The sequence below is a fragment of the Secundilactobacillus muriivasis genome, from assembly GCF_054785195.1.
In genome coordinates, this window is record NZ_BAABMI010000011.1 from 67046 (window position 1) to 80480 (window position 13435).

Consider the following 13435-nt stretch of genomic DNA (forward strand, 5'->3'; position numbering starts at 1 on the left):
TGGGTGTCCTTTTCTTACTTACTTTTTCAACATGTCATACAAACTTTGATAATAATCAACCGCATCAGGTTCACTACTCATCCAAGTCACATCACCCGGCGTAGTGGCAGCCGTCAAGCCATCATGTTCAACTAACACGTGACGGAGCTGTTTCGCAACCCCTTCAAACCCAGTGTGAACCGGAATTCCCGGCTTAAACAGCGCGCTAATCGCATCTCGCACAAATGGATAGTGGGTGCAACCTAACACGATCCCGTCGATTGGCTTATCCAAGTACGGTGCCAATAACGTCGTCAGCAACTCGTTCAACGCTGCCGGATCGGTCATCCCGCCTTCAACGTAGTCCGCTAAACCGGGACACGGTACGGCGTAAATGTTGTGGTCACTTTGGTACTTGGCCATCATCGTTTGAAACTTTGGCAAATGAACCGTTAACTGTGTGCCCATCACCAAAATATTGTGGCTGCCATCATCAATGGCCTCCTTTAGCGCTGGTTCGATCCCGACGATTGGGGTCTCTGGGTAAGCCTGCATCAACCGTGGCTTGGCTGCGCTGGTTGCTGTATTACAAGCAATCACAACCGCCTTAACGTGTTGCGCTAATAGCTCGTCCATGACGCGCTGGGTGCACTGAAAAACCTCATCCGGCGTTTTACTGCCGTAGGGCGCATTCTTTGTGTCACCATAGAAAATAAACCGTTCATTGGGGAACTGCTTCGTTAACTCGTTCAGCGTGCTGATGCCGCCGACACCTGAGTCAAACACCCCGATTGGATTGTTGTTCATCGCTCGAATGCCTTCTTTGATCTGTTTTTAAAAATCCTTGAAACTATATTATGCCACAAAAGCCGGTCACCCGCTGGTATTTTGAACGAATCCTCATCAGTTTTTAAGCTCTAGCGGACTTGGTCCCCCGGCCGTTAGCGCAATGGCGGTGGCGCGCTGAAATGCCCCTACTAGCCCGTGAATCGTTTCGATTGGTGCTTGCCGGCCGTCTAAGAACCACTGCCGCCAAATCGCATACACCCCGTCACTCATAAAGGCGACCCAGTAAGTCTGTTGAGTAGGCGTTAATTGTTGCCAGACTGCGGTCTGCGGATAATAGCGGGCCATATTGTCATTAAAGATTTGGCGAATAATGTCCTCAAAGTGCCGGTTGACGGCTAACGTCAGAGTATGTTCAAATTCCTCGAAGAAGGCCGCCATATCCGCCGCCTTCTTTTCGTGCGATACCTGTAAGATCACATCGTTAAATAATGCCGTCACTTTCGGTTCAAAATACGCCCGCAGCAAATCTTCTAATGACTCATAGTTGCGGTAAAACGCCATTCGACTGACGCCGGCCCGCTTTACCAATGCCGTAATTTTAATCTCATGTAAATCGTGAGTTTCCAGTAACTGAAATAACGCAGTGGTCAGATAATCCTGTGAATCCTGTTTTAACTGTTGGGCGTGCTTGGTTGCTGACATGTGGCTTTCCTCCTAAAGTAGCGTGTTAATTGAAGCTACTATACCTGATTTCCCACAGTGTTACAAGTGTCACTCTACTTATCCATTAAAACCGATGATCATCATTGTTCATTTCAATTACTTATTTTGCTGTCATTCACATTGATACCGAATTACAAGCTGTCATATCACTTCATCGGTTCTGTCACAGATGCCCCAATTTTACTTGATACCCCGTTCAATACCGGTTATGATGACTCCACTAACGTTACATTTGTAACTAATTAAAATTCATTCAGGAGGCATCATCCATGTCAAAACAACTCGTTGTCGTTACCGGTGGCAGTGGCTTCATTGCCAGTCACATCATTCTCAAGCTCTTGCAACAGGGCTATGCAGTTCGAACCACCGTCCGTTCACTTGCTAAAACTGAATTGATCAAAACCATGCTGGCTAACGGCGGTCAAACTGATTTCAGTGACCTTTCGTTTGTCGAAGCTGACTTAACACACGAAGACAACTGGGACCAAGTCATGGCAGGCGCAACCTACGCGATCCACCCAGCGTCACCGACCCCAACCTTGAACTTTAAAGATGAAAACGAAATGATTCAACCCGCCATCAACGGTGTGCTGTACGTCCTACGGGCAGCCAGCGCCGCGCATTTGAAACGGGTGGTGTTGACCTCCGCTTACGGCGCCATCTTTGCCGGTCACAAGCATCGGACCACCCCATATACTGAAGCCGATTGGTCAGACCTTTCCGCTAAGGGCATCCATCCCTACCAAAAATCCAAAACACTTTCCGAACGTGCTGCTTGGGACTTCATCGCCCAAGATGATAGCGGGCTTGAACTCAGTACCGTTAACCCGGTTGCTGTGATGGGACCCGTTCTCGCCAGCGACTACTCCCACTCCAACATCCAAATTCAGGACCTGTTGACGGGCAAAACCAAGGTCGTGCCCGAAGTTGATTCGGGTTACGTTGACGTGCGCGATGTTGCCAGTCTGCATTTACTTGCCATGACTTCACCAAAGGCTGCTGGTGAACGGTTCTTAGCCACTACTGGTGAAACTTACTCAATGTTGGACGTTGCCAACATTCTTCGCGAGGCGTTTCCAGCCTACGCGTCAAAGTTACCCACCAAGGTCGTGCCAACGCCCGTGCTGAAACTCGCCGCTAAAGCCAATCCGATGATGCGCATGGTCGCCTCCGTTGCGGGGAAGTACGCAGAAACTAGTGACGCCAAAGCCACAACGTTACTGGGCTGGCAACACGGGACTGCGAAGGATGCGATTATTGCGACGGCGCAGTCGATGATTGATTTAGGGATTGTGTAGTCTTATCAATTTAAAAACGGGTCACACTACCGGATTGGGCGTGTGACCCGTTTTTGAATTGTTATTTGAGGAATGTTGGATGAGACTTGCACGTAAGTCCCTCCCGCCACAAGCCCCAAAACCAGTAGTTCAATACTTGCCAATTGCTTGCTGGCGACGTGCTTTGCTATTACTTTGATTTCGGCGCCATTTGGGGTCGCCTTTTCGCTTATCGGCTCTATTTTGAAGTTTGTCGGCGACACTGTGTTCTGGCTACTGCGCCGAAATGCGCTACACGAAGCAGAGATCTGCACATAAGCCTCTCTTACCACAAGTCCCAAAAACCAGTAGTTCGATGCTCGCCAATTGCTTACTGGCGACGTGCTTTGCTATTACTTTGATTTCGGCGCCATTTGGGGTCGCCTTTTCGCTTATCAGTTCTATTTTGAAGTTTGTCAGCGACACTGCGTTCTGGCTACTGCGCCGAAATGCGCAAAATAAGACAGAGACTTGCACGTAAGCCCCGGCCACCACAAGTCCTAAAAACCAGGACTTATGGTGGCCGGGGCTTACGCTCCAGTCTCTAACCGTCTTATTTTACGCTCTATTCCTCAAACACATTCGGCCCCACCACCAACGACTCCGCCAGTAGGACTTCATTATAGAGCTGATACACACACTGCTGATACTTCGCTTCACTCTGCGAGATCATGTCCAGATACTCCCGCTCCTGCTTGAATGCGTTGATGAAGGCCCGCATTTCCAGTTCCTTTTCGGCGTCCGTAAATTCCGGATGCCTTGAAACGTCCAACCAGGCGTGGACAAAATCTCTCGTCCGGGTCTTTTGTTTTTGCGTCATTAAATCAAAAACAACTGAGCGCTTTACTCGCTCCGGTAGGTACATAGATTGCACGGCATCAATGGCCTGATGCACCATCTTCACTTTAATTTCATCGACTTCTCTGACCAGATCCCGGTTACTTGGTTCCGGTTCTAACAGAAATTGGAACGCAATCGTCGGCACGATCATGCTTAACAGAATCAACACACTCGCCGACAACAAAATCAGATCAAAATCGCCCCGCTGAATATGCCGCTCCGCAATCGTATAGGCTAGCGCCAGAGTCACTGCACCATGAACGCCACCTAACGAAAAAATCGTCGCCAATCGGCGAGTAAGATGGATTCTTAAACGCCCGTAACCATACCGGACGATTACACTAACAACATACAAAATAACCCCGATCAACACCCAGTTCCCGGCATGCGCCACCAACCGTTGATTCGTCACGATTTGAACGAACAAAAAGCCCAGCACCACAAATACCGTACTGTTGAAGATTTCCGTAATCATGGTGACTAAATCTAAGCTAAAGTGAATCTGTGGCGAATTGATCAACCGACTCCGTTGCGCCTCAGCGTTATGCACCAGTCCGGCACAAACCACCGCAATGATGCCGGAAACATGCACCGCTTCTGCCACGTAGTAGAGCACGAACGGCGTGACGATGTAGAGCAACACCTGCGCATTTAACACGTTGTAGGCCGTTCGTAATAGCCGTTGGCGCCACAAAACGATAACCCACGCTGCGACGAATCCAAGGACTGCGCCACCACCGGCTGAGATTAAGAAATCCACCGCCGTTTCTTTAACGTTAACGTATCCGTTGATGTACCACAGCACTGCCATGTTTAATAGAATAATACCTGACGCATCATTGAATAATGACTCTAGTTTTAACAGCGTTCCAGTAGAAGCAGGCATCTTTAACCCATTAGTCACCGATTGTGTGGCTGTCGCATCCGTTGGCGCACCAATCGCCGCTAACATAAACGCCAACGGCAGACTAATACCGCCCAGCCACCAGACACTCACCCCAACAACGGCTAGTCCAATCAAGACTAAACTCACCGTCAGTTGAACGATATAGCGCAATTTGCGACCAACCAGATTCATCCGGGTGCTCTGTCCTTCAAAAAAGAGCAACGGCGCCACGATCAGCCCCATAAACACCTCTGAATCAAACGCCACCACGTGCTGCCGAATCACGGGAATCAAAAACATGAGTGCCCCAATCACTAAACTCACGTAGTTCGCTGAAACCCGCGGCACCACCTGCGCCACCAAAATACTCACGACCGCCGCCAATAACCACAGGCTGGTCGATATCATCAACGTCATAGCCGTCCCCCGCTTTCTTACCCTATTCTACCCTAATTATATCATCGGAATGATTGCATAATTCTAATAGATTAGACTAGTCGGTATCATGTGTCAATTGATGGGACTTGCTGTCGTTTGTGTCCGGCGTAAGTGTGCGGAGCGAGACGGGTTGAGAGCAGTGTGCAAGGCGACATCGGTGAAGGCGCCCGGGCCTGGCGGGTTTACCGATGTCGCCTTGCATGCAGCTCTCAGTCTCGCGCAGCACGACCCGACGAAGTCTGGAAGCCTATTTGGCCATTCGGCGTGGTTGACAGAAAGTGCGTGGTTGACAAGCTCCAGTCACTTCAGGAACCCCGGAAATTACAGTTTAAGCGACGCCGAATTTTGTAACCCGAGAGTGCCAGTTTTCATGCGGCTCTGACGAGCGAAGCGATGACAAACAGCCGACACCCAAATCGCACCCAACACTTACGCTCCCGCACACTACACAAAAAAACCGACCAATAAATCAGTCGGTTCTCTCACTAACTCGCCGAAGCGGCAATTGCGCTCCGCCACCATTATTCAATCGCGCCTGCAGCACCTGATCACTGAATAGCGCTTCCTTGGTTGGATACAACGGGAGATGCAGCTTTTGGTGCAACTGTACCAGCCAAGGTTGGTCAAGCTTGCTATCCAGTAGGAGTTGTTCGTCCAAGAAGACGGATTCCTTCTTACCAGATTTCACCACAGTGCCTTGACGGAGAATGTAGAAGTAGTCGCAAACCTCATACATAAAGTCCATGTCGTGGCTTGATAGAATAATCTTCTGGCCGTTCGCAATCAACTGCTTGATCAACGCGACCATCCGGTGCTTGCCATCGGGATCAAGCCCGGCGGTCGGTTCATCTAACAGTAACCATTCGGAGCGCAGAACCAAGATACCGGCAATGGCGACCCGCTTTTTCTGGCCACCACTAAGATATTGAATTGGTCGGTTTTTTAACGCCGTGATGTCCAGTTCGGCTAACACCCGGTCCACCCGCTGGTCAATCTCAGCCTGTGGTAGTCCTAAGTTATGCAACGCAAACGCAATGTCGTCTTTCACGATCGAGTAGAAAATCTGCTGGTCAGAATTTTGAAACACGATCCCGATTTTTTGACGCAATTTGTTAAGCGCCTTCTTGGTATAAGCAACTGGCTGATCGTCAACTAAGATTTCACCAGATGTGGGCTTCAGCATGCCGACCAAGTTGAGAAATAGCGTGGATTTCCCAGTACCGTTGGGACCAATAAAGCCAATCACATTACCCTGATCACCCAACTTCAACGAGATATCCTTTAAAATGGGTTTATTTTCCTCATATCCAAAACTGAGGTGTTTGAGTTCAATCACAGCGTTCGCCGTCCTTTATTTAAATTCACCGGTATACAGTTTGGCATCCAACGCGTGCACCATGGCTTCGTAGTTGACGATGACTTGTTCAAACAGCATTTTTGCTAAAATACCTGCCGAGTGCAGGGACAAGCGAAACGTACTGTACCCTAACCGCAACTTTTGGGCGCGGTAGATTTGTTCGAAGGCATCGATGAAGATAAAGATGAAGCGGTACATCAACATGGTTTCCTCAATCAACAACTTGGGTAAGTGGATGGCCTTAAGCGTGATGATGATTTGTTGGAATGGCGTGGTCAGTGCGAACCAATACGTACAGATCACAGCAGCGAAGACTTGAAGTCCTAGCCGCAACCCCTTCGGTAACATGGCTACTGAAACGCCAAAGTAATTGCCAAATAACCGAACAGGATAGTAAATGGCGTGCGGGTCTGACGACATCGTGAAGATGATTCCAATGATACTCAGGAGGATAAAGGGCAGAATCGCGTAGAACCATTTAATGTACTGGTGAAACGACATCCGGGCAACGTACAAGGTCCAGCCCGCAACACCAATGATCAACGCGACTTTAATGAGCTGGATCGGTTGAAAGGCTAATACCATGCCAATCAGCCAGAGGAACCCTTTTACTCGCGGCGACCAATCGATCAACCGATTCTGATAAGCGTATTTATCAATCGTTAACATGGTCGACACCTGATTTCAATTTTATTGACCTTGAATCGTAGTCTGTTCATCACTTGCTCGTTTCGCGCGTTCTTGTTCCTTCTTCTTACCATGCGCGTTTCCAAGAAAGTAACAGATGACCCCGGTGCCTAAACTCCCCTGAACCGTAAAGAGCAAGCTTTCAATTTCACCCGAAGGCGGCGTCCAAAGCGGGTGCGCCCAAACCTTATAACTGGGGTCGTTTTTCTTGATTTGCGCGGTTCCTTGGTCGTCGCTTCCACCAAATGCCCCGTTTTTGGCAACGATAAATGGTGCGATAACTAGGATCAGCACAAGGATCAACAGAATAATATTTTGGCGGGTTCGGTTTTTCGGTTTGGTTGCTTTCATTGCAGCGCCGTCTCCTTCCATAGATTGTTACTGATGACTAAGTTGTAAACGATGACGGTCAGGAAGCCTTCAGCAATTGCCAGTGGAATCTGCGTGACGGCGTAGATGCTGAGAAATTTGATAACCGCCCCGCCAACCCCGGTATTTGGATCCGGGAACACGACGGCTAACTGGAACGACGTGGTCACGTAGGTTGACCAGTCTGCTAACATGGCACACAAGAAGAGCGAAATGCTACGGCTGACTTTAAGGGCCCGGCAGATCTTATAAACAGCAAACCCGACAAATGGGCCAACGATTGTCATTGAAAAACAGTTGGCGCCTAACGTGGTTAAACCACCATGGGCTAACAACAGCGCTTGGAACAAGAGCACGATGACCCCTAACACGGCCATCACACCGGGACCAAACATCACGGTCCCAAGGCCAACCCCGGTTGGGTGAGACGATGAACCGGTGACGGAAGGCATCTTCAGTGATGACAACACGAAGACGAAGGCGCCGCACAAGGCCAACATGACCTTGGCGTTTTGTTCCGTTGACCGGACGATTTTATGCATCCGGTATAACCCATAGATGAAGAACGGGGCACTTACCGCAAACCAGAAGATACACCACTTTGGCGGTAGCATCCCTTCCATAATATGCATGGCGTGTGCATCACGCGGGTAGAGAAAAAAGTAGGCTGCTGAAGCCAACAGTGCGATTGCGCTGGTTTTCGGCAAATAAGTTTGAATAAATCGCTTCATCGTAATTGCTCCTTTAACGAGATTAATTTAACTGTGACTGAACGGCTTCGGTTGAAAAGCGCAACGTTTTCTTAACGGTTTGAATCACGCTATCGTAACTTGGATTGACCAAAATCACGTGGCGGAGTCCCAGTTTCTGACACTCATCCGCCACAACCTGCCCCATTGCGAAACATGGCATGTGCCGAAGCTCAGCACGCATAAAATCGCCGCAGCTGAGATAGAGGTCCGCTACCGACTGTGAGCTCGGGAACACAACACCGTGGAACTCTTTGAGGTTCAGTGGTTGATCCACGGCCACACTTTCGTAAGTGGGTAAGTAAGTCGCCTTCACAGGAACATGGTAAGTTGTTAAGCGCTCCTGTTCGCCAATCAACACGATTGGCCGGCGTGGATCGAGTCGTTGTGGATCATACAGGCCGTCCGCCATGAGGCCGAGAGCTTGCAGGCGGTATTTGACAATGTGGTTCATCGCCAATAACTTCCAGTTACTTAACGCACGGATGTCCAAGCCCTTCGCGTGGAGCTGTTGAAGAAAGAACGGCATCGCGGCGAAATCGGTGATCACCAGTGTGCCTCCAGTTGTCAAATCTGGCAGTTGCACCGGCAACGGATTCTTAATGCGCCGGTCAAAGCAGTTCACCGACGCGCCTTCGTCCTGCAACGCACTGAATAATTTGGACCCAGCTTTGTAGGGCACGAGTAAATGCAGCCCCTGCAATGGCGGCTTCGGTGTCAACTTACCCATAAAATTCACCACCTGCCCAACAACAATCAGCGCCGGTGCCGCTAACTTGCCTCGCTGTACAACATTGACAAGGTGACCTAAATCAGACGCAATCGCCCGTTGGCGCCACTGGGTTGCCCACTGCACAACTGCGGCTGGCGTGGCTCGCGGCATACCGTTGATGATCAACTGTGTCGTCAGGGTTTCTAGATTTTCCATGCCCATCACAAACACCAACGTCCCTTCTTGATGGGCAATGTTTGACCAGTCTAACGGTTGACCATTCGCCCGCCGATGGCCGGTGATGACGTGAAAACTGGTTGCTTGATCCGATGTAATTGGAATCCCGGCAGCGGCCAAACCAGCAATTGCGCTGGTCAATCCCGGTACAACTTCAAAGGCAACGTGTTGTGCCTTTAAATACTGGGCTTCTTCACCACCTCGCCCGAAGACGTTCGGATCCCCGGCCTTTAACCGAACGACTCGCTGCCCCTTCTTGGCAAGACTGACCATTAATTCGTTGATTTCAGCTTGACTGATCTTATGCCGATACGGCAATTGACCGACGTTGATCTTATCGGCAGTGTATGGCGACAGTAATGCTGGATCCACAAGGCGGTCGTAGATGATCACATCAGCCGCACTTAATCGCCGGTGGCCAAGCATCGTCAACCACTCCGCGTTACCGGGACCCGCACCAACTAACGATACTAATCCACTCATCTCAACTGACCTCCTTCTCTTTTTGAGTGCGCTTACATGTTATCTTCTCTTCCAAAATACCCGATGCTTTCCCACCATACAATGGCTTGTGACAGGCCTAACAATTTTATTGAACCGATTTTTAAACCCGCGTAAATATGTTCTATCTTGGCGCCGACTAGCACACTTTCTTCAGAAGGATTATTGTGTGAAGACCATAGAAACCCCAGATTTACCGGGAACTTATGAAACTCGACTATTAAAATTGATAGGATTGGAATGGTTGATTTGGCTATTTTTCATCTAATTAGCGTTTTTTTGTGTTGGGGTTGTTTGGTTTGGTAGTTTATTTCTTGGTGATTGGTAGAATTTTGTGGTGGAGATGAGAGTTGGGGAGGTGGCGATGCTCTGCTGGGGCTAAACGTGCGCCACACTCTGTGCGTTGCTGTCCTCGAGTCTAAACGTGCGCCACAAAACAGAGAGCTGCATCTAAGGCGACCTGAGTAAATCCGCCAAGCCCGGGCGCCTTCACTCAGGTCGCCTTAGACTCCGCTCTCTAACCGTTTTGTTCTGCACTCTGCGCGTTGCTGTCCTCGAGCCTAAACGTGTTCCACAAAACTGAAAGCTGCACCTAAGTTACTCCCAACACAAAGCCGAAGCCCACGTCTTTCTGTCGGGAGTAACTTAGGCTCCGCTTTCAACCCGTTTTGTTCCACACTCTCAACTACTTGACTCTCTCCACCAAAAAGCCTACTATAATGAACGGTTTTATTACTATCAACCATTCATTTATCATTCCATTATTTCCAAGGAGGACACCGATCCATGTCCATCGCAATTATTACGGATAGTACTGCTTATCTAGATCCTGATACGATTCAACAAGCTTCAAACTTGTTTGTCTTGCCCGTTCCCGTTTTATGGCAGGGACACACTTACGCCGATATGGTTGACCTTCAACCGGATACCTTTTTTGCACAACTGGCACAAACCGCCGAAGCACCAACCACTTCCATGCCCAGCATGGGTGAGATTGACCGGCTTCTTAGTCAGCTGACAGCACAAGGATTTGACGATGCCATTATCATTCCGATGTCTGCTGGCATTAGCTCATTTGCGAGTGCCCTTCATGAATTTGATGACCGCGACACGCCACACGTGCACCTCTTTGATACCAAGAGCACTGCCGGTGGTAACAATTTGTTAGTGCACCTGGCGCTGAGTTTGGCTGACCATGATTTTGACGCGACGACCATCTTAACCGCGTTGACCGAATTACGTGACTCCATGACCATTGAGTTCGTTGTTCAAGACCTGCGGCACCTGCAGAAAACCGGCCGCATCAATGGCGCTGAACGCTTGCTGGCCAGCCTCTTTCACGTTTGTCCCGTGCTCGAAATGGATACTCACGAAACTGGCGAAATTCGACCAATGGCTAAGGAACGGACTGAAAAGCGCGCGTTGGCTCACATTCAAACCGATATTGACACCACGTTAACCGATTCAGCCGCACAAAAATACCCTTACCGTGCCGTCGTCTTTGATGGTAACTACGCTGAGGCGAAGGCTGACTGGCTCTCCCATCTGGAAGCCACCTTTCCCGCGATGATCTTTGATAGTAGTTTCATCGGTCCCGCAATCGGTTGTCACACCGGTTCTGGCGTTCTGGGCGTTGCTTGGGCCTATGATTGGCAGGCAATGACTGAGCAATTGTTGGAACAGCGGACGTTGACTTCTGCTAAATAATGACACAAAAAAACTAGCCTCGGATGCTTTATCCGAAGCTAGTTTTTTATTTGCTAATCGCTGCCACAATTAACGTTGTCAATAAGTCTAAATCCGCATCCTCGTTGACTGGTAAATCCGGTGCCAACTTTTCACGCTGCAAGAAGTAAGCAAACACCTGCCCAGCAACTGTCCGAAACAGTGCTAACGGCGTTAAATCATCCCGTAGCTCACCCGTCTGTTTGATTCGAGCCACCAAACTCTGCATATACATCGGACTAGTTTCCGTCATAAAATCGCGTACCCGATTCCGAACCGTTTCACTGGTCAACATCTGGGTGAACGCAATCATGACCGCATCACTATTTTGCTGAATAAACGCGTAACGGTCACGCACGAAAAAGCTAATGATGTCACGTAACGACCCATTTTCCGGAACGGAAGAAAAGAAGTCCTCCCGGTATCCCGGCAACAAGTTGCTGATAATCGGTAGCAAAATCGCATTTAACAAGTCCTGCTTCGTTTTAAAATACTTAAAGATCGTCGCCTGACTAATCCCAGCGTGCTCGGCAATCGCCATTGTTGACGTCCCATCATAACCCTGCTTTGAAAACAACGCTAAGGCAGACAACAACGCCGCCCGCTTGCCATTGGGCATCTTTTGTTCGTTAAGCCAGTTTTGATAACTGGTAAATACTGGTGGTTGCACGCCTGTCACTCCTCGTTCAAATTGATTAGTCTTATTATCCGTTGTTCTGTTGGTAACGTCAACGCTAATACGGCGAATTCATTATCGTTTGTATCCAGCGTAAAGGTTGGGTGCGATTGGGATGTTGGCTGTTTGTCGTCGCTTCGCTCGCCAAAGCCGCTTTGAAAACCGGCGCTCTCAGGCTACAAAATTCGGCGCCGCTTAGACTGCTATTTTCAGGGTTCCTGAAGTTATAAAAACCTGTCAACCACGCGCTTTCTGGCCATCACGCCGAATGGCCAAATAGGCTTCCAGACTTCGTCGGGTCGTGCTGCGCGAGACTGAGAGCTGCATGCAAGCGACAGCAAAAAGGCACCAACTCGTTCAAGTTAGCACCCGTTTTCAAAACCAGATTCAATTATTCAACAACCACGTAAGCCTTAATTGCTTCCCGCTTCGTCATTGCTTGATAAGCATCATCGATATCATCCAAGTCAAACGACTTCGTAAAGACCTTCCCAGGATGAATATCGCCATCCAAAACGGCCTTCAACAAACTTTGCTTGTCGTAGGTCGTAACGGAAGCTGGTCCACCGGCAATCGTAATGTTGTTGTAGAACGATGGGGTCATGTCCATCTTAGGTTCGTGTGGTAAGCCCACCCGACCAACGATGGCGCCTGGCCGGCCAACCTTCATGGCAGTGTCGTTAGACTGTTCCGTCCCGACACATTCTAAGACGGCATCCGCACCATCACCATTAGTCAGTTCAAGCACCTTAGCCACGGCTTCGTCGCCCCGTTCAGCAACAATATCGGTGGCACCGAATTCGGTAGCCAATTGTTGACGATCTTCATGACGGCTCATCGCAATGATTCGCTTAGCGCCACGCATCTTAGCCGCAATCACCCCACATAAGCCAACGGCACCGTCGCCCACGACAACAACCGTGTCGCCAGTGTGCACGTTCGCTACCCGAGCGGCGTGATAACCCGTTGCCATTACATCAGCCAAACTCAAGAGTGACTTCAGCATTTCTTCACTGTAATCACTTGGTTGGCCAGGAATCTTGATCAAGGCCCATTCACCGTGTTGGAAGCGGATGTATTCGCCTTGAACGCCGTTACTAAAGTTGTCTTGGTGACTTTGACAATCGCCATCAAAGCCAGCGCGGCAAGCTGCACAGTGGCCACAACCGTGAGTAAATGGTGCGATCACAAAGTCGCCAGGAACGACCGTGGTGATATCTGATCCAACTGATTCAACGATCCCGATAGCTTCGTGCCCGGTGTTTTCCGAATGGTCCGCCTTATCCTCTAAGCCGCGGTAAGCCCACAGGTCTGACCCACAGACGCAGGTCCGGACCACGTGAATGATCACGTCATCTGGCGCTTGAACCGTTGGCTTTTCAACGTCTTCAATCGCAACTTTTCCAGCCGTTTCAAAAATTGTTTTCTTCATTAAAAATACACTCCTTTTT

General features: G+C 49.4%; 12 protein-coding genes. 2 read left to right on the plus strand and 10 right to left on the minus strand.

The annotated features are described in order from the left end of the window. Positions 1–18: 18 nt before the first annotated feature. Together murI and ACYVR3_RS03185 are read right to left on the minus strand one after the other, a co-directional pair. A complete protein-coding gene (gene murI / locus ACYVR3_RS03180; protein ID WP_057151995.1) occupies positions 19–786 on the minus strand; it encodes a glutamate racemase in 768 nt (255 codons plus the stop codon). A 96-nt stretch (positions 787–882) separates the two neighbouring features. Continuing rightward, a complete protein-coding gene (locus ACYVR3_RS03185; protein ID WP_461243089.1) occupies positions 883–1470 on the minus strand; it encodes a TetR/AcrR family transcriptional regulator in 588 nt (195 codons plus the stop codon). A gap of 290 nt (positions 1471–1760) precedes the next feature. Here ACYVR3_RS03185 and ACYVR3_RS03190 point away from each other — a divergent pair, with 290 nt between their 5' ends. Beyond that, positions 1761–2789, plus strand: a complete 1029-nt coding sequence (locus tag ACYVR3_RS03190) for an SDR family oxidoreductase (protein WP_461243090.1) — start codon at positions 1761–1763, stop codon at positions 2787–2789. 583 nt (positions 2790–3372) lie between these two features. Here ACYVR3_RS03190 and ACYVR3_RS03195 read toward each other — a convergent pair. The 6 genes from ACYVR3_RS03195 to cobA form a co-directional block, all read right to left on the minus strand. Beyond that, positions 3373–4950, minus strand: coding sequence for a cation:proton antiporter (locus tag ACYVR3_RS03195; protein ID WP_461243091.1), 1578 nt, complete (start codon positions 4948–4950; stop codon positions 3373–3375). Positions 4951–5440: 490 nt separating this feature from the next. Beyond that, positions 5441–6307: an energy-coupling factor ABC transporter ATP-binding protein gene (locus ACYVR3_RS03200; protein ID WP_461243092.1), complete on the minus strand. Its 867-nt coding sequence runs from the start codon at positions 6305–6307 to the stop codon at positions 5441–5443. Positions 6308–6322: 15 nt separating this feature from the next. After that, a complete protein-coding gene (gene cbiQ, locus ACYVR3_RS03205) occupies positions 6323–6997 on the minus strand; it encodes a cobalt ECF transporter T component CbiQ (protein WP_461243093.1) in 675 nt (224 codons plus the stop codon). A 21-nt stretch (positions 6998–7018) separates the two neighbouring features. After that, positions 7019–7366 carry an energy-coupling factor ABC transporter substrate-binding protein gene (locus ACYVR3_RS03210; protein ID WP_461243094.1) on the minus strand — a complete coding sequence of 116 codons (348 nt, stop codon included), beginning with the start codon at positions 7364–7366 and terminating at the stop codon, positions 7019–7021. After that, entirely contained in the window at positions 7363–8115 is a 753-nt protein-coding gene (locus tag ACYVR3_RS03215) for an energy-coupling factor ABC transporter permease (RefSeq protein ID WP_461243095.1), read from the minus strand. The genes ACYVR3_RS03210 and ACYVR3_RS03215 overlap by 4 nt, the downstream gene beginning before the upstream one ends. A 22-nt stretch (positions 8116–8137) precedes the next feature. After that, positions 8138–9565, minus strand: coding sequence for a uroporphyrinogen-III C-methyltransferase (gene cobA, locus ACYVR3_RS03220; RefSeq protein ID WP_461243096.1), 1428 nt, complete (start codon positions 9563–9565; stop codon positions 8138–8140). Positions 9566–10369: 804 nt separating this feature from the next. Here cobA and ACYVR3_RS03225 point away from each other — a divergent pair. Next, positions 10370–11290: a DegV family protein gene (locus ACYVR3_RS03225; RefSeq protein WP_461243097.1), complete on the plus strand. Its 921-nt coding sequence runs from the start codon at positions 10370–10372 to the stop codon at positions 11288–11290. A gap of 46 nt (positions 11291–11336) precedes the next feature. Here ACYVR3_RS03225 and ACYVR3_RS03230 read toward each other — a convergent pair whose 3' ends face one another. Both ACYVR3_RS03230 and ACYVR3_RS03235 read right to left on the minus strand, forming a co-directional pair. Next, a complete protein-coding gene (locus tag ACYVR3_RS03230) occupies positions 11337–11978 on the minus strand; it encodes a TetR/AcrR family transcriptional regulator (protein WP_461243098.1) in 642 nt (213 codons plus the stop codon). Between the two features lie 397 nt (positions 11979–12375). Further along, positions 12376–13416: a zinc-binding dehydrogenase gene (locus tag ACYVR3_RS03235; protein ID WP_057151608.1), complete on the minus strand. Its 1041-nt coding sequence runs from the start codon at positions 13414–13416 to the stop codon at positions 12376–12378. Positions 13417–13435: the final 19 nt, after the last annotated feature.